A 16,617-nucleotide genomic window follows, 5' to 3' on the forward strand; every position below is an offset into this window, starting at 1 on the left:
AAGATCCATGTCCGACAAGCTCTCCCAGCGATTATTGCATATGTGGCGCGCCGCGCTGCTGGAAGGGGTCCGTTCGGACGACCCGGACCTGACCATGCGGCAAATGACCCTGCTGCTCACCGTTTACCTGCTGGAACCGCCCCATACCGTGCGGGGGCTGGCCCTTGAACTGAACGTGGCCAAGCCGGTGATCACCCGCGCGCTGGATACGCTGAGCCGCCGCGGCCTGATCAAGCGCAAGCGGGACGAGTCTGACCGCCGCAATGTGATCGTGCAGCGCACGGTGAAGGGCGCGGTTTATCTGTCGGAGCTGTCGGATCGGGTAAGCCGGGCGGAAAAGAACGAAGTGCGCGCCTATGGCGACATGGCGGCCCAGGAAGAGCGCCTTGCCCGTGAGGCGGAAGCCCAAAACCAGCAGTCCCAACCGGATGCCGGCATCCAAAATGACGCCTGATCCCGCGCGCCAGCCGGGCATCAACCCTTTGACCGGCCTGCCGCCCCTGCACGACCCGCTGAACAGGCTGGATAGCGATGACCGGCTCGCCAGGCCGATCAGGCTGGATGGCCGGGTGATATGGGGCGAAGCCCCGCTTTACCGCGCGCCGGACGCGGCCAGCCCGGTGGATACCATCCTGCATTATGGCGACGCGGTGCAGATCGACGGGCGCGTGGCGGACGATGCGGGCGGGTTGTGGCTGATCGTGGTCAATCTGGCCGATGGATATGCGGGCTATCTGAACGACAGGGCGGTGGCGCCCCCCACCGGCCCGGTCACGCATCAGCATACCGCCCTCGCCGGGCATCTCTATGCCCGACCCCATCATGGGGCGCCCGTGGCGTCGGCCCTGCCATTCGGCGCCCGGCTCAGCCTGACCGGCAACAGCCAGGACGGCTTTCTGGAAACCGCGGGCCGCCAATGGGTTTTCGCCGAGGCCGTGCGCCCCGCGCACCACACCGCGCCGGACCATGTGGCCCTGGCGGAAATGTTCCTGGGCTGCCCGTACCGGCTTGGCGGGCGCAGCGGGGCGGGGATCGATTGCAGCGGGCTGGTGCAGATCACGCTGGCGGCGGCGGGGCTGGCCGTCCACAGGGACAGCGATCTTCAGGCGGACAGCATCGGTCAACCGGTGGACGGGCCGCCCCGGCGGGGTGATCTGGCCTTTTTCCCCGGCCATGTGGGCTTCATGCTGGACGACACCACCATGCTGCACGCCACGGCCACCTATATGACCGTGCGCACCGAACCGCTGGCGCACGTGACCGCCCGCGTCGAGCGGGACGTGGCCCAAAAGGGGTTGGCCATGCCCGCCTTTTCCGGCTTTCGCCGCCCGTTTCCATAAAGCCCGCCCGCTGGATGACCCCGCCGGGCTTGCCAAGAAAAAAGGCGCCGCCCGATGACGCCGCCTTTTTCAGATCCACTTATCCGGTGATGGTTTCGATCAGGCGGACTGATCGAACATCGCCCTAGCGCCCGCTGGCGCCGTCCTCCACCCCGTCTTCGGCGGCATCACCGGCTTCCGCGTCTGCTTCCGCGGGGGCTTCCTCGGCAGCCTGCTGCACTTCGGGCAGCGGGGGCGGATTATCGCTGTTGGCACGCAGATAGGCGATCAGGTCGGCGCGCTGGCCGTCCCGGCGCAGACCCGCGAAGCTCATCTTGTTGCCCGGCGCGAATTCACGCGGATTGGCGAGCCAGTCGCTCAGTTTCTGATAGGTCCACTGGCCGCCAATACCCGACAGCGCATCGGAATACCCGAAGCCCGATGCCGCCGCCACGTCGGCGCCCAGAATGTTGTGCAGATTGGGGCCGGTGCGGTTGGGGCCGCCCTTTTCGATGGTGTGGCAGCTCTGGCACTTGGCGAACTGCCGCTCCCCGGCGTCGGCGCTGGCGTCCTGAAGCAATTCGGCCAGGCTCGGCCCCTTGTCTTCCACCTGTTCGCCCCCGTCGCCGTCATCCTCGGCCACCTCGATGGTATAGGCGGGCTTTTCCGGGGCGGAATCATGCATCAGCGTTTCCGACACGGTGGAGATCACCATGATCAGAAGGGCGCCGGAGATGATCGCGGCAAAAATCTTGTTCCACTCAAAAGAATCCACGGGAGTTCTCCTGTCAGGGTGCCGACGGGCCGCCGCGGGCCGCCCATCGGTTCTGGAAAATTCGCGCGACAATAGCCGCAGTTCCGCCCTTACTTCAAGCGGGCATTTGTCGCAGCGGCACGCTTTTATGCCGAATTCGCCTGAACAGGAGGTGCCGCGCGCGTTGACTTCCACCCCCCGCCTTGGCATTAGCAAATCCTCGGCGGCAGAAAAGGCAGCGGGAAAAGGGGATCGACCGCATGAATGCGCCAGGCACGGACAAGGACCGCATCATCGCCTTTCAGGGCGAACGGGGCGCCTATTCCCACATGGCGGCGGAAAGCTGCTACCCGGATCGACCCGTGCTGCCCTGCCCCGGTTTCGAGGCGGCGCTGGAAGCCGTGGCGAACGGCGAGGCCGGGCTTGCCATGATTCCCATCGAAAATTCCACCGCGGGCCGGGTGGCCGATATTCACCTGCTGCTGCCCGGCAGCGGGCTGTTCATCGTGGGCGAGCACTTCGCCCCCATCCGGCACAATCTGATGGCGCTGCCCGGTGCGGATGAAGCCGGGCTGACCACGGCCATCAGCCATGTGCAGGCGCTGGACCAGTGCCGCAAGACCCTGCGCGGGCTGGGTCTGCACCGGCAGAATGTGGCCGATACCGCCGGTGCCGCCCGGCTGGTGGCCGAAAGCGGCGATACCGGGCTTGCCGCCGTGGCCAGTGAACTGGCGGCGCAGGAATACGGCCTGACCATTCTGCGGCGAAACATTCAGGATGAAGGGCACAACACCACGCGCTTCGTGGTGCTGTCCCGCACGCCGCTGGACCCGGCAACGCTCACCGGTCCCACCATGACCAGCTTCACCTTCGAAGTGCGCAACGTGCCCGCCGCGCTTTACAAGGCGCTGGGCGGCTTCGCCACCAATGGCGTGAACATGACCAAGCTGGAAAGCTATTATGAAGGCGACAGCTTCATGGCCAGCGAATTCTATGCCGACATTGAAGGCGATGAACGGGATTCCGCCGTGCGCCGCGCCATGGAAGAGCTGAACTTTCACACCAAGCGGATCAATGTGCTGGGTACCTATGCCCAGGAACGGCGCAGAACCCTGACGGATTGAGGGAAGACCTAAAAGGTCAGCCAGTCACCGCCCATGGCATGTTCCATGAACGCGGGCAGGCCGCCTATGTCCACACGGGGGCGGGTGATCAGGTCATCAGGGGTCAGACCCTCGGTTTTCAGGCTGGTTTCGCAGGCGATCATTTCCACATCCATGGCGGCGAGCGCATCCAGCAGCACATTGGTATCCGCCACGCCCGCATCCGCCTGCCGGGCCGCCAGCGCGGCCTGGCCCCCGCCTTTCTCGCCCGCTGTCGCTTCGGCACGGTCAAGGGTCAGCAGATGCAGCGCGGAGCCGGAAAAGAAATAGGTGACCTTCGCCCCCATGGACGCCGCCGCCGCGCCGGTTCTGAGCGCCATGTGCAGCCGCCCGGCGTCGTCGCCAAGCACCATGATCGCCAGCCGCCTGTGTCCCCGTGATGCCACCATCAGTCCGTTCCTTTCCGGTCATCCCGCACCAGATCGGCGCAGGCTGGGCAGGCCGGGTCCCGTTTCAGAGTCAGGGTACGGGTACGGGCGGGTTCCAGCCCGTCCAGCAGCATCAGCCGCCCGGCAAGCCCATTGCCGAAAGGCACCAGCTCCCGGATCACCTCAAGCGCCTGAAGCGATCCCGCCATACCGGCCAGTGCACCCATTATGCCCTGTTCGGCACAGGTTGCATCCCCTTCCTCGCCGGGATGGTCGGGCATGAAGCAGCGATAACAGGGCAGGTCCGGCCCGTCATGGGGCTTGAATGTGGCCAGTTGCGCCAGATGGGACGACAGCATCGCCGTCACCAGCGGCAGGCGCACTGCCAGCGCGGCATCGGCCACCGCCAGCCGGGTGGTGAAATTGTCCGAGCCGTCGGCCACCACGTCCATGCCATCCATCAGCGCGGCGGCATTGTCGCCGGTCAGCCGTTCGGGCACGGTTTCAAGCTGCACATCCGGGTTGATGGCGGCGATTCGCTCGGCGGCGCTGTCCACCTTCAGTCGGTCCACATCCGATGTGTGATAAATCACCTGTCGTTGCAGGTTGGACAGGGCCACCCGGTCACCATCCACCAGCCGGATATGACCCACGCCCGCCGCCGCCAGATACATGAGAAGCGGGGCGCCGAGACCACCGGCACCCACCACCAGCACATGGCTGTCCAGCAACCGGGCCTGCCCCGCACCGCCGATTTCCCGCAGCACCATGTGCCGGGCATAGCGATCCAGTTGGGCATCGGAAAAGGTCATGCCGTCAGTCCGTGCCGGTGCTGCCGAAGCCACCCGTGCCGCGCACCGTTTCCTCCAGGCTTTCCACCGGTTCCCAGCGGGCCCGCGTGACCGGTGCCACCACAAGCTGGGCGATCCGCATTCCCCGATGCACAGCCACGTCCCGCTGACCCAGATTGATCAGGGCCACTTTCACTTCACCGCGATAGTCGCTGTCCACCGTGCCGGGGCTGTTCAATATGGTGATCCCCCGCTCCACCGCCAGGCCGGATCGCGGGCGCACCTGCGCCTCATAGCCGGGGGGCAGGGCAAAGGCGAGCCCGGTGGGAATCAGAACCCGCCCCATCGGCGACAGCACCAGCGGTTCCCCCGATGGCACGGCGGCCAACAGGTCCATGCCCGCACTTTCGGCGGTCTTGTAGGCGGGCAGGTCCAGCCCCGTGCCGTGGGACAGGCGGATCACGGGTACGCGCACGGGATCAATCGGCATGGCGGGGCGGCTCCATAACGGGGTGGCTTTCGGTTGTTCCGGGTGTGTCGGCATCATTACCGCCGGTCTCGCCGCCATGGCCCAGCGCGTCCGCGATACGGGCGGCCAGCCGGGCGGCGGTGGCATCCTTGCTCATGCGCGGCCAGTCCTCCGCCCCGCCCTGCGTGATCAGGTGCACCTGATTGTCCGCGCCGCCCATAATGCCGGTGGCGGCGGACACATCATTGGCCACGATCCAGTCGCAGCCCTTGCGCGCCCGCTTGGCCTCGGCATGGGCGATCACCTGATCGGTTTCCGCGGCAAAGCCCACCACCAGGGCGGGGCGATCATGGGTGCGCCCGGCCAGACCTTTCAGAATGTCCGGGTTTTCGGTCAGTTGCAGTTGCGGCAGGCCGTCGCGGGATTTCTTCATCTTGCGTTCGGGCGTTGTTTCAGGCCGCCAGTCCGCCACCGCGGCCACACAGACGGCGGCATCGGCGGGCAGGGCTTCATCCACGGCGGCGGCCATGTCATTGGCGCTTTCCACATCCACCCGCATGACACCGGCGGGTGTGGGCTGAGTCACCGGCCCGGCCACCAGTGTGACCCGCGCACCCAGCGCCGCCAGCGCCCCGGCCAGGGCGAAGCCCTGCCGCCCGCTGGACCGGTTGGCAATATAGCGCACCGGATCGATGGGTTCATGGGTCGGCCCGGCGGTGACGATCACATGGCGCCCGGCCAGACGGCGCGCGGCGGGCGACAGCCGGTCTTCCACCGCCGCCACGATCGTTTCCACGGCGGCCAGACGGCCAGCCCCCACCTCGCCGCAGGCCAGCATACCCGCTTCCGGTGGAACAAGGCCGATGCCATCCGCCGCCAGGGTTTCGCGGTTACGGCGGGTGGCGGGATGGTCCCACATCTGCGCGTTCATCGCCGGTGCGATCAGCACGGGCTTGTCGGTGGCCATCAATATGGTGGACGCAAGATCATCCGCATGGCCACCGGCCATCTTGGCCATCAGGTCAGCCGTGGCGGGCGCCACCACCACCATGTCCGCTTCCCGTGACAGGCGGATATGGCCCATCTCGGCCTCGTCCTTCAGGGAGAAAAGGTCGGTAAAGCACTGGTCCCCGGTCAGGGCGGCCACCGACATGGGCGTGATGAACTGCTGCCCGCCCGCCGTGAGTACGCCGCGCACGCCGGCGCCCCGCTCCATCAGCCTGCGGGCCAAGTCCAGCGCCTTGTAGGCGGCCACGCCGCCGCCAATGATCAACAGTATCCGCTTGCCGTTCAACATGGGCCTTCCGCCAACCTGATTTACCGGGGCCGATATGCGCCCCTTCCGTTCGCCCCCCTATACGCCAGCACCGGGCCGGTGGCAATCACAGCCCGACCAGCAGGGCGATCAACGCCCCCAGCGCCATGCCCGCCAGAAGCGGCAGGCCCCGCCCCTGCCGGATCACCACCGGCTGAGGTGGCGGCGGGTTGGGCCGGTCTTCCAGCAGGCGTTCCAGCCGGTCGGGCAGCCGCTCCACCAAACGGGGCAGGCGGTTCAGGAAATCGGCCAGCCGCGCTTCGGGGGACAGATTGTCCAGCATCCATGCCTCAATAATGGGGCGGGACGTCTGCCACATATTGGTGGACGGGTCCAGATGCAGGGCCAGCCCTTCCGCCATCACCATGCTGCGTTGCAACAACAGCAATTGCGGCTGGGTCTGCATGGCGAAGCGTTCCGTGGTGGCGAACAACTGGGCCAGCAGCCTGCCCGCCGAAATCCGCTCCACCGGCAGGTCCATGATGGGATCGGCGATGGAGCGCATGGCCTGGGCGAATGCTTCCACATCCTGATCGTCCGGCACATAGCCCGCATCGAAATGAATTTCCGCCACCCGCCGGTAATCCTGCCGAATGAAGCCATACAGGATTTCCGCCAGGAAGCGCCGATCCCGGTCATTCAGGCGGCCCATAATGCCGAAATCGATGGCCACAATGGTGCCGTCCGGCTCCACCAGCAGATTGCCGGGGTGCAGATCCGCATGGAAATAGCCGTCCCTCATGCTCTGTTTCAGGAACACCTGCACCAATGTGCGGGCCAGCCGGGTCAGGTCGTGGCCGCTGGCTTCCAGGGCATCCCGATCCGACAGGCGGATGCCATCCACCCATTCCAGCACCAGCACCCGCCGGGCGGTATGGTGCCACTGGATTTCGGGGATGCGATAGCCCGCCTCACCGGCCATATTATCGGCCAGTTCACCGGCGGCGGCGGCCTCCAGCCGCAGGTCCATTTCCGCTTCCACGGTCTGGCGGATCTTGGTCACCACCTCTTTCGGGCGCAGGCGCGCGGCGGCGGGCACATGGCGGTCGGCCAACTCGGCCAGCCATTCGAACAGGGCCACATCGCGCTGAAACCGCTCCTCGATGCCGGGGCGCAGCACCTTGACCGCCACCGCCCTGCCCTCAACGGTTTCCGCCTTGTGCACCTGGGCGATGGATGCGGCGGCCACCGGCGTTTGAGACACATGGCGGAACAGCGCGTCCAGCGGCGCGTCCAGTTCCTGTTCCATGGTGGCCTTCGCGGCGGCAAAGGGAAAAGGCGGCAGGCGGTCCTGAAGGGTGGCCAGACCACGGGCCAGCGGCTGGCCCACCAGATCGGGCCGGGTGGCGAGCGTCTGCCCCATCTTGATATAGGCCGGCCCCATGGCGGCCAGGGCGGCGGCCAGCCTTTCCCCGTCCGCCTCTGGCAGGCCGCGGCGCCGCGGCACCCAGAATGTGAAGGCGCGCAGAAAGGCGGGCACGCCGGGCGGCACCAGTTCCACATGGGACAGGCTGCGGATCGCGCCGTGGCGCCGCAGGGTGATCGCAAACCCCACAAGCTGGCCGATATGGATGATGTCCCGCAACATGCCCATGGCCGTCAAATCCGCCAGCCGCTGTGAAGCGCCACCACACCACCCGTCATGGGCCGCCAGTGCACCCGGCTCAGCCCGGCTTCCGTCATCATGCGGGCGAAACGGTCGGGGCCGGGAAAGCGCCGGATGGATTCCACCAGATATTGATAGCTGTCCCGGTCACCGGTGACCCATTGGCCAAGGCGCGGAATCATGTCGAAGCTGTACCGGTCGTAGAACCGCTTGATCAGGAGCTCCACGGCGGGGGAAAATTCCAGGCACAGAAAATGCCCGCCGGGCCGCAGTGTGCGTGTCATTTCGCCAAGGGCGGCGGGGATATCGGTGACATTGCGGATGCCGAAGGCGACGGTCACCGCGTCCTGGCTGGCGCTGGCCACCGGCAAATTCTCCGCGTCGCCGCAGGCAAAGGCCACGTCCAGCCCCCGCTCCAAAGCGCGCTGACGCCCCACGCGCAGCATTTCCGCATTGATGTCCATGACCAGCGCCTGCAGGCCCGGCGCCTTTTCCAGCGCGCGGAAGCTGATATCGCCGGTGCCGCCCGCCACATCCAGCAGGGCCATGCCCGACCTGGGGGCCAGGGCCGTGACCAGCGCGCGTTTCCACAGGCGATGCAGCCCCGCGGACATCAGGTCGTTCATCACATCATAGCGGTCGGCGACGGAATCGAACACACCACGCACCAGCGCTTTCTTTTCGCCCCTCGGCACGGTTTCGAAGCCGAAATGGGTCTGTTCCGCGCCAGTCTCATGGGCGGGGTCACGGTCGGCATCATGGGGGGTCCGGTCCTGAGCTGTCATGCCTGTTCCTCACATAACCCGGCGCGCCTGGCGGCTTTGCCATGATCGGGTTGCTGTCCGCACGGTACCCCTGACCATACGGGACAGGGCCGCGGGCGGACCATAGATCAGGCAGCAAGCGCTTGCCAAAGGGTTTGTCCCGCCGCATATCGATCAAAGAGCAATCAACAGGATATGATCCATGCCCGAAATGCCCGAAGTGGAAACCGTGATGCGCGGCATTCAGCCAGCGCTGGAAGGCGCACGCATCCGCCGGGCCGAGGCGTTCGTGCCCCGGCTGCGCTTTCCCGTGCCCGCCGATTTCGGGGCGCGGCTGACGGGCAACCGGGTCGTGGGGCTTCATCGCCGGTCGAAATATATCCTGGCGACACTGGCGGACGGCTGGACCCTGATGCTGCATCTGGGCATGTCGGGCCGGGTGACGATCTCCCCCGCGCCGCCGCATCCACCCCCGGCCCGGCACGATCACCTGCTGATCGAAACGGAAGGCGGCGCCCGCCTGGTGTTCAATGATCCCCGGCGGTTCGGCAGCGTGCATTTGATCCGGCAGGGCGATCTGCCCGGCCACAGGCTGCTGGCCGGGTTGGGGCCGGAACCGCTGGGCAACGGCTTTTCCGCGCCGGTGCTGGATGCGGCCCTGACGGACAGGCGCACCCCCATCAAGGCGGCCCTGCTGGATCAGGCCGTGGTGGCGGGGCTGGGCAATATCTATGTGTGCGAGGCGCTGTGGCGCGCCCGGATCAGCCCGCGGCGGCTGGCCCGCACGGTGCCGGGCGCGCGGTCGGCGCGGCTGGTGCCCGCCATTCGCGCCGTTCTGAGCGAGGCGATCGCCAGCGGCGGTTCGTCGTTGCGGGATTATCGCCAGGCCAATGGCGAACTGGGCTATTTCCAGCATGGCTTTGACGTGTACAACCGGGCGGGCGCCCCCTGTTCGCGGCCCGAATGCGGTGCTATGGTCCGACGTATCCGGCAGGCGGGCCGGTCCAGCTATTATTGTCCGGGCTGCCAGCGCTGACCGCCCGGATACAGTCTTTCAGGGGGAGATCAACCGTGATGTCACACACCGCCAGCCCGCCGCGCCCCTCTGGGCGCCGCCTGCGCCATGTCGCGCTTGTTCCGGCGCTTGGGCTGCTTTGCGCTTTTGGCGGTGCGGACGGGCGCTTCATCGATGGCTTTCCCGATGTGCCCCTGCTGGAAAGCGTGCGGCTGGCGGACGGAGAATCGCCCGTCATTTTCGACACGCCCGGCGGCACGGTGGCCGAAGTGCAGCTCACCAGTTCCGAGCCCGATGGCCTGCTGGCGCGCTATGGGGCGACTTTGCGCGGCCTTGGCTGGTCCTGCACGCAGGGGCGCAGCCTGATATGCCAGCGGGCGGACAATCGGCTGAAGCTGAGCGCCGCCGCCGGGGGCGCAGACCGCTTTGCCCTGCGGCTGGAGCCGCGCCGCTGAACCATGCCGCCCCGTCATGGAAGAATCGCGGCATCAAAACAGGCACACCGGAAAGCGGCCCCATCGGCATGGCGGGGAAAAGTCTTTGCATTCGCTGTCACAGGCTCTAGGACTCGAAGTCCGGTGACACCCGGCGGCCTGCGATCCGGCTGCCGCAGCAGAGTCCATATTGGCCGCGCCGCCCCTTTGGGGCCGGTCTGGCGGCCCTTGGCAAGGGAAGCGAACCCATGCATTTTGAAACCCTCTTGCTCGACAAACAGGACGGTGTGGGGCAGATCACCCTGAACCGGCCCGATGCGCTCAATGCGCTCAATCAGGAACTGTTGAGCGAACTGGCCCAGGCGCTGACCGCGCTGGATGCTGACGCGGATATCGGCTGCATTGTGATTACCGGCAGCGAAAAGGCTTTTGCCGCCGGGGCGGACATCAAGGAAATGGCTGACAAGTCGTTCACCGATGCCCTGTCGGAAGACATGTTCGCGGATATCAACCAGACCTTCGCCACGCTCAAAAAGCCGGTGATCGCGGCGGTGTCCGGCTATGCGCTGGGCGGTGGCTGCGAGATCGCCATGGCCTGCGATTTCATCGTGGCGGCGGAAAATGCCCGGTTCGGCCAACCGGAAATCAAGCTGGGCGTGATCCCCGGCATTGGCGGCACGCAGCGCCTGACCCGGCTGGTGGGCAAGGCCAAGGCCATGGACATGATGCTCACCGGGCGCATGATGGACGCGGAAGAGGCGGAGCGCAGCGGCATGGTGAGCCGGATCGTGCCCACCGAGGATCTCGCCGACGCGGTGGCCGAAATCGCCGGCACCATTGCCGGGCTCAGCCGTCCGTCGGTCATGCTGGCCAAGGAGGCCACCAACAAGGCGCTGGAAACCACCCTGGCCGAGGGTATTTTTCTGGAACGGCGCATGTTCCACGCGCTGTTTTCCACCCATGACCAGAAAGAAGGTATGCAGGCCTTCATCGAAAAGCGTTCCCCACGTTTCCAGAATCGGTGATCGCCGGATGTGCCGATCGGCTGTGGCCCTGGCCTTTGGTGGGGGTGGGGGCGTATCCGCCGGAGGCGGCCCCGGCTTTTCAGCGGTGCAATAGGCGTTTGCCGTGTTGACGCGGACGACGGAAAGCGATATAGACCCGGCCAATCAGGCGGCGCCTCAGTCCGGGTATCGGTGCGGCGCCCTTTTGTTTCACAGATCGTACCGCCGTCACGCGGCCGGGGTCCCGGCTTCCAGCCCAGCGGAAACCGGGCCGACGGTTACAGCGAAGGATTGAGAGACCCATGGCGAATATCAAGCAGGCCAAGAAACGTATTCTGCGCAACAGCAAGCGCGCCACCATCAACCGCAACCGGATGAGCCGCATTCGCACCTATATCCGCAAGGTGGAAGATGCCATCAAGGCCGGTGACAGCGGCACCGCACAGGATGCCCTGAAGCAGGCCCAGCCGGAAATCATGCGCGGCGCCACCAAGGGCGTGCTGCACAAGCGCACCGCATCGCGCAAGGTCTCCCGCCTGACCCAGCGGGTGAAGGCCCTGTCCTGAGACCGATCTGATCGCTGGCCGGCCATGACCGGCCCGGCATGAGACTCGAAGACCCCCGCGCCCCCAGCAAGGCGCGGGGGTTTTTGTATGTGGGGCCGTCTGCCGCACATCCTGCCGCACATCGAGGCACAAGCTGACCGGGCGGGACGCGGCGCCCGATTGCCACATGCCCCGGTTCCGGGCGAGTCGCGCACAAGAAGAATGACAACCGCCCGAAGGTGCGAGTCTACGGCCCCCCGGTTCGGGGCGACCGTCACAAAACTGGAACAGAGTTGAAACGTTGGGCCAGCCGAATTTTCAAGGGCCACAATATCTGGTGGGCTGGCCTGATGCGGGCCACAAGAAAGGGCAAAAATAAAGACTTGACGCCGCTTGTTGCTGGACGGCCATCCGGCCTGTCCGTATTTTCTCCCCCTGCCGGACGGATCGTGTCCGGTTCCTGACAGGCCCTTGCAACAGGGCCGGGTCGGTGGGGGCCAGGTTCGGTGGGGCCAGCGCAACAGGACCAGATGCAACGGGGCGGGATGCGGCCAGACGCGGCGGGATTTGTCGCACGGGCGCGGACCATCAGCCCCGTCAATCTGGCCTTTGCAGTGCGCCCGGTGGGCCGGCTATGTGTGGCCGCGCCCCCGTGCCGGGCCGTGAGGTGTTTTGGCGCGTGACGCGATGTGCCTGACTGTGCCGGGAGTTCGAGTGTCACAGGGCGCGGGTTCCCTGAGTGCGTTGGAGTGTGTGCGCCAGAATGTGTGCGCCGGGATCTGTGCGGGACGGCGATGCCTTGGCAAGCGTGTCTGTGCGGCATCCGTCCGGGCCATGGCTGCGGGGGCGGAACGGGGCATGGTGGGCAAGACGGTGGAAGACAGGCTGTATGACGAGCATGACGGCGGTAAGGGGTGAGGCGGGCATGAAAGCCCGGTTTCGAGTAAGGCAGGACCAGATGAAACCTGCCCGGAAAGCGGTTGCGGGGGCGTGGCCGTGACGAACAAGGGGGACGAGACTATGCGGGGTTTGGCCGAAAGCGGGGCCGCTGCCAGGCCGGAAACGGCGGGCACGGCGGCAGGCGGGTCGGCGCACCATCAGCATCCGGCCTGGGAAAAGGTATGCAGCCGGTTTCGCCGGGAATTCGGTGAGGATGCCTATAGTTCCTGGATGGGGCAGCTCGCCTTTCGGGGCATTGACGGTGGCACCGCGGAACTGACCGCGCCATCGCGCTTCGTTCGGGACTGGGTGGACCGGCATTATGCGGGCCGCCTGCGCGATTTCTTCATGGGGGAGGACCAGCGGGTCAAGGCGTTGAGCATTCGTCTGGCCTCTGCCGGTCAGGGCGATGGCCAGGACGCACCGTCCATGGTCGCCATGGCCCCTGGCGGGGCCGGTGCGGCGCCGTCGGACGATGGCGAAAGCGCGGATCGGCATCATGCGGATCAGAACCGGGGGGACCGGGCCCACGCGCTGGACCCGCGCTACAGCTTTGACAGTTTCGTGGTGGGCAAGTCCAACGAGCTGGCCTATGCCGCCGCCAAGCGAATCGCGGAAAGCGATGAGGTGACCTTCAACCCGCTGTTCCTGCATGGCGGCGTGGGGCTGGGCAAAACCCACCTGATGCACGCCCTGGCCTGGGAAGTGACCCGCCGCAATCCGGGCAAGCGGGTGGTGTACTGCTCGGCGGAAAAGTTCATGTACGAGTTCATCTCGGCCCTGCGCTACAAGGATACGCACGCCTTCAAGCAGAAATACCGCAATGTGGACCTGCTGATGGTGGATGACGTGCAGTTCATTTCGCACAAGGGCTCCACGCAGGAAGAGTTTTTCCACACCTTCAATGCCCTGGTGGACAGCCGCCGACAGGTGGTGATCTCCGCCGACCGCAGCCCGACCGATCTGGAAGGCATCGAGGACCGGATCATTTCCCGCCTGGGCTGGGGCCTGGTGGCGGACATTCACCCCACCGACTATGAGCTGCGATTCGGCATTCTGGAAAGCAAGGCGGAGCGTGCCGCCGACGTGACCGTGCCACGGGATGTGCTGGAATTTCTCGCCCGGCGCATCACCTCCAATGTGCGGGAACTGGAAGGCGCGCTGAACCGGGTGATGGCCTATGCCACGCTGGTGGGTCGGCCCATCACCATCGACATGACCCGCGACGTGCTGCAAGACCTGATTCGCGCCAATGATCGCAAGCTCACCATTGACGAAATCCAGCGCACCGTGGCGGAATACTACAATCTGCGCCTGTCGGAGCTGCTGTCCACCCGGCGCGCGCGCAACATCGCCCGGCCCCGTCAGGTGGCCATGTATCTGGCCAAGCAGCTCACGTCCCGATCCCTGCCGGATATAGGCCGGCGTTTTGGCGGGCGGGACCACACCACGGTGATGCACGCCGTGCGCAAGGTGGATGATCTCAGACGCGACGACAGCCAGCTTGACGAGGATATCACCCGGCTGACCCGCCAACTGGAAGGCTGAGGCCGCGACACGGCGGAACACCGGGGCGCCCCGATGCCCACATATGTGAAAGATGTTGGCTTTTGGGGCAGAATCGCTATGGTCTGGGGAACAAAAGGGGCGTCCGGCCCGTCCGAAAAGGGCGGCATCTGGCCGGGCGCGCGGGTGGAAACGGTCACGGGCCCGCCTGTGCGGGGGCTCATGCAAAAGAAACGGATGCCATGAAGGTCAGTATTGAACGCAGCGCCCTGCTGAAATCCCTTTCGCACGTCCAGTCGGTGGTGGAGCGCAAAACGACCATCCCGATTCTCGCCAATGTGATGCTGGAAGCGGAAGGCGATCGCCTGGCCCTGACGGCCACGGATCTGGATATCGCGCTGGTGGAACACGCCCCCGCCATGATCGAGCAGGCGGGCGCCACCACAGTTCCGGCGCACACCCTGCACGAGATCGTGCGCAAGCTGCCGGATGGCGCGGATGTCACCATGTCCCTGGAAGACGGGGAGCGGCTGGTGGTCATGGCGGGTCGGTCCCGCTTTTCCCTGGCCGCGCTGGACAAGCAGGATTTCCCCGTGATGAGCGAGGGCGAAATGCCCCACCGCTTCACCCTGCCATCCGCCGAATTGAAGCGCCTGATCGACAAGGCCCGCTTTGCCATCTCCACCGAGGAGACGCGCTATTACCTGAACGGCATCTATCTGCATGTGGCGGGCGACGGGGACGATGCCCGCCTGCGCGCCGTGGCCACGGACGGCCACCGGCTGGCCCAGGTGGATCAGGACGTGCCCGAAGGCGCCAGCGGTATGCCCGGCGTGATCGTACCGCGCAAGACCGTGAGCGAAGTGCGCAAGCTGATCGACGATTTCGAGGGCGGCGTGGATGTGGCGCTGAGCGACACGAAGATCCGCTTCGCCTATGACGGGGCGGTGATCACGTCCAAGCTGATCGACGGCACCTTCCCCGATTACAGCCGGGTGATCCCGGACGGCAATGACAAGCGCATGGAACTGGATTGCAAGCTCTGCCGCGATGCGGTGGACCGGGTGTCCACCATTTCCTCGGACAAGACGCGGTCGGTGAAACTGTCGCTGGACCGGGACAGCGTGACCTTTTCCGTCACCAGCCCGGACAGCGGCACCGCGCGGGAGGAAATGGCCGCTTCCTATGATGCCGACCCCATGGAGATCGGCTTCAACAGCCGCTATCTGATGGACATCCTCTCCCAGGTGGAGGGGGAAACAGTGCAAGTGGACCTGGCCGAAGCGAGCGCGCCCACCGTATTGCGCGACGTGATGGACGATCAGGCCCTTTATGTACTGATGCCCATGCGGGTCTGATCCACCCGCTGTTTCATGAAGCCCGGAACGGGAGTGACATGTGCCCATGGACATGCCGCAGCGCAATAGCGGCGTGGCGGCCAGCGGGGCCATGATTGGCCGGGTGGCCGTGACACGGCTGACCCTGACCCGGTTCCGCTGCTATGAGCAGGCCCGGCTGGACCTGGCCGACGGGCCGGGCCTGGTGGTGCTGACGGGTGCCAACGGGGCGGGCAAGACCAATATCCTTGAAGCTGTGAGCTATCTGTCCCCTGGCAGGGGCCTGCGCGGCGCCGCCATGAGCGATGTGACGCGGCTGGGGGCCGATCGCCCCTGGGCCGTGGCCGCCATGGTGACCGCCCGCGATCCGGGCGGCGCGCCGGAAGAGGTGCGCGTGGGCACCGGCCCGGCGGAAGACGGCACCGGTCGCCGGGTGGTCCGGCTGGACGGAGAGCCTGACCGCGGTGGCCGGGCGCTGGCCGATCGCTGGGCCGTCAACTGGCTCACCCCCGCCATGGACCGGCTGTTCGTGGAAGCCCCCGCCGGGCGGCGCCGTTTTCTGGACCGTATGGTGCTCGGCCTCTATCCAGATCATGGCCGCCAGGTGGCCGCCTATGAGCGCGCCATGCGGGAACGCAACCGCCTGCTGGCCGACGGGCGCGGCGACCCGGCCTGGTTGCGGGCGGTGGAGGGCCGCATGGCCGCCCATGCGGTGGCCGTGGCCCATGCCCGGCTGGATTATGCGGGGCAACTGGCGGGCGTGCTGGACACGACGGGCGACGGCCCGTTTCCCCGCGCCCATCTGGCGCTGGATGGCTGGCTGGAGGAGCGCCTTCAGGACGGCACCCCCCCGGTGGAGGCGGAAGACGCTTACCGGGAACGCCTGAGCCGGGGCCGGGGGGAGGATCAGGCCGCCGGGCGGGCGCGGCTGGGGGTGCACCGCACCGACCTGGTGGTCACCCATGGCGACAAGGCCATGCCCGCGCCGCTCTGTTCCACCGGTGAGCAGAAAGCCCTGCTGGTGGCGCTGGTGCTGGCAGGCAGCCGTATGCAGGCACAGCTTACCGGGCGGGCACCGATTCTGCTGCTGGACGAGGTGGCCGCCCATCTGGACAGCCACCGGCGGCGCGGTCTGTTCGACCAGTTGGAAGCCCTGGGAAGCCAGTGCTGGCTGACCGGAACGGATCGGGCGCTGTTCGAGTCGCTCGAAAGCCGGGCGCGCTTTCTGACCGTGGCGGATGCCACCGTGCGGAACGCCTGAAAAACCGCCGTTTGGGAAAGGTGCGAA

The 16,617-nt window shown here is 66.4% G+C and carries 17 protein-coding genes; 10 read left to right on the plus strand and 7 right to left on the minus strand.

All coding sequences use genetic code 11. The features are described from left to right. Nucleotides 1-7: 7 nt before the first annotated feature. Both WGH93_RS10340 and WGH93_RS10345 read left to right on the plus strand, forming a co-directional pair. Nucleotides 8-454 carry a MarR family transcriptional regulator gene (locus WGH93_RS10340; protein WP_374764808.1) on the plus strand — a complete coding sequence of 149 codons (447 nt, stop codon included), beginning with the start codon at nucleotides 8-10 and terminating at the stop codon, nucleotides 452-454. Continuing rightward, nucleotides 444-1,340, plus strand: coding sequence for a C40 family peptidase (locus tag WGH93_RS10345; RefSeq protein WP_374764809.1), 897 nt, complete (start codon nucleotides 444-446; stop codon nucleotides 1,338-1,340). The genes WGH93_RS10340 and WGH93_RS10345 overlap by 11 nt, the downstream gene beginning before the upstream one ends. 124 nt (nucleotides 1,341-1,464) lie before the next feature. Here the strand turns inward: WGH93_RS10345 and WGH93_RS10350 are convergent, their stop codons facing one another. After that, entirely contained in the window at nucleotides 1,465-2,094 is a 630-nt protein-coding gene (locus WGH93_RS10350; RefSeq protein ID WP_374764810.1) for a c-type cytochrome, read from the minus strand. A gap of 239 nt (nucleotides 2,095-2,333) precedes the next feature. On the opposite strand from WGH93_RS10350, the gene WGH93_RS10355 reads away from it, so the two are divergent. Continuing rightward, nucleotides 2,334-3,197: a prephenate dehydratase gene (locus WGH93_RS10355; RefSeq protein WP_374764811.1), complete on the plus strand. Its 864-nt coding sequence runs from the start codon at nucleotides 2,334-2,336 to the stop codon at nucleotides 3,195-3,197. An 8-nt stretch (nucleotides 3,198-3,205) separates the two neighbouring features. On the opposite strand, the gene WGH93_RS10360 is transcribed toward WGH93_RS10355, so the two are convergent. The 6 genes from WGH93_RS10360 to WGH93_RS10385 all read right to left on the minus strand — a co-directional run bounded on the left by WGH93_RS10360 (nucleotide 3,206) and on the right by WGH93_RS10385 (nucleotide 8,570). After that, nucleotides 3,206-3,625 carry a DsrE family protein gene (locus WGH93_RS10360; RefSeq protein ID WP_374764812.1) on the minus strand — a complete coding sequence of 140 codons (420 nt, stop codon included), beginning with the start codon at nucleotides 3,623-3,625 and terminating at the stop codon, nucleotides 3,206-3,208. After that, the gene (locus WGH93_RS10365; RefSeq protein WP_374764813.1) at nucleotides 3,625-4,416 is read right to left on the minus strand and encodes a HesA/MoeB/ThiF family protein; all 792 of its coding nucleotides are present in this window, start codon (nucleotides 4,414-4,416) and stop codon (nucleotides 3,625-3,627) included. Before WGH93_RS10365 ends, WGH93_RS10360 begins: the two co-directional genes overlap by 1 nt. Nucleotides 4,417-4,420: 4 nt before the next feature. Continuing rightward, complete coding sequence (gene dut, locus WGH93_RS10370) at nucleotides 4,421-4,885, minus strand: dUTP diphosphatase (RefSeq protein WP_374764814.1); 465 nt, start codon at nucleotides 4,883-4,885, stop codon at nucleotides 4,421-4,423. After that, the gene (gene coaBC, locus WGH93_RS10375) at nucleotides 4,875-6,161 is read right to left on the minus strand and encodes a bifunctional phosphopantothenoylcysteine decarboxylase/phosphopantothenate--cysteine ligase CoaBC (protein WP_374764815.1); all 1,287 of its coding nucleotides are present in this window, start codon (nucleotides 6,159-6,161) and stop codon (nucleotides 4,875-4,877) included. The genes dut and coaBC overlap by 11 nt, the downstream gene beginning before the upstream one ends. Before the next feature lie 85 nt (nucleotides 6,162-6,246). Next, nucleotides 6,247-7,773, minus strand: a complete 1,527-nt coding sequence (ubiB, locus tag WGH93_RS10380) for a 2-polyprenylphenol 6-hydroxylase (protein ID WP_374764816.1) — start codon at nucleotides 7,771-7,773, stop codon at nucleotides 6,247-6,249. A 5-nt stretch (nucleotides 7,774-7,778) separates the two neighbouring features. Further along, nucleotides 7,779-8,570 (minus strand): class I SAM-dependent methyltransferase, encoded by a 792-nt coding sequence (locus WGH93_RS10385; RefSeq protein WP_374764817.1) that lies wholly within the window; start codon nucleotides 8,568-8,570, stop codon nucleotides 7,779-7,781. A 181-nt stretch (nucleotides 8,571-8,751) separates the two neighbouring features. On the opposite strand from WGH93_RS10385, the gene mutM reads away from it, so the two are divergent. From mutM to recF, 7 genes are all read left to right on the plus strand, one after another. Beyond that, the gene (gene mutM, locus WGH93_RS10390) at nucleotides 8,752-9,585 is read left to right on the plus strand and encodes a bifunctional DNA-formamidopyrimidine glycosylase/DNA-(apurinic or apyrimidinic site) lyase (RefSeq protein WP_374764818.1); all 834 of its coding nucleotides are present in this window, start codon (nucleotides 8,752-8,754) and stop codon (nucleotides 9,583-9,585) included. 35 nt (nucleotides 9,586-9,620) lie between these two features. After that, the gene (locus WGH93_RS10395; protein ID WP_374764819.1) at nucleotides 9,621-10,019 is read left to right on the plus strand and encodes a hypothetical protein; all 399 of its coding nucleotides are present in this window, start codon (nucleotides 9,621-9,623) and stop codon (nucleotides 10,017-10,019) included. Nucleotides 10,020-10,246: 227 nt separating this feature from the next. Further along, nucleotides 10,247-11,023 (plus strand): enoyl-CoA hydratase, encoded by a 777-nt coding sequence (locus WGH93_RS10400; protein WP_374764820.1) that lies wholly within the window; start codon nucleotides 10,247-10,249, stop codon nucleotides 11,021-11,023. A gap of 281 nt (nucleotides 11,024-11,304) precedes the next feature. Continuing rightward, complete coding sequence (gene rpsT / locus WGH93_RS10405) at nucleotides 11,305-11,568, plus strand: 30S ribosomal protein S20 (protein ID WP_374764821.1); 264 nt, start codon at nucleotides 11,305-11,307, stop codon at nucleotides 11,566-11,568. Nucleotides 11,569-12,567: 999 nt separating this feature from the next. Further along, complete coding sequence (gene dnaA, locus WGH93_RS10410; protein ID WP_374764822.1) at nucleotides 12,568-14,034, plus strand: chromosomal replication initiator protein DnaA; 1,467 nt, start codon at nucleotides 12,568-12,570, stop codon at nucleotides 14,032-14,034. A gap of 200 nt (nucleotides 14,035-14,234) precedes the next feature. Continuing rightward, a complete protein-coding gene (gene dnaN / locus WGH93_RS10415; protein ID WP_374764823.1) occupies nucleotides 14,235-15,350 on the plus strand; it encodes a DNA polymerase III subunit beta in 1,116 nt (371 codons plus the stop codon). A gap of 46 nt (nucleotides 15,351-15,396) precedes the next feature. Then, nucleotides 15,397-16,590 (plus strand): DNA replication/repair protein RecF, encoded by a 1,194-nt coding sequence (gene recF / locus WGH93_RS10420; protein ID WP_374764824.1) that lies wholly within the window; start codon nucleotides 15,397-15,399, stop codon nucleotides 16,588-16,590. The last annotated feature ends 27 nt before the right edge of the window (nucleotides 16,591-16,617 follow it).

The sequence above is a fragment of the Yunchengibacter salinarum genome, assembly GCF_037658235.1.
GTDB lineage: Bacteria > Pseudomonadota > Alphaproteobacteria > Sphingomonadales > Kordiimonadaceae > Yunchengibacter > Yunchengibacter salinarum.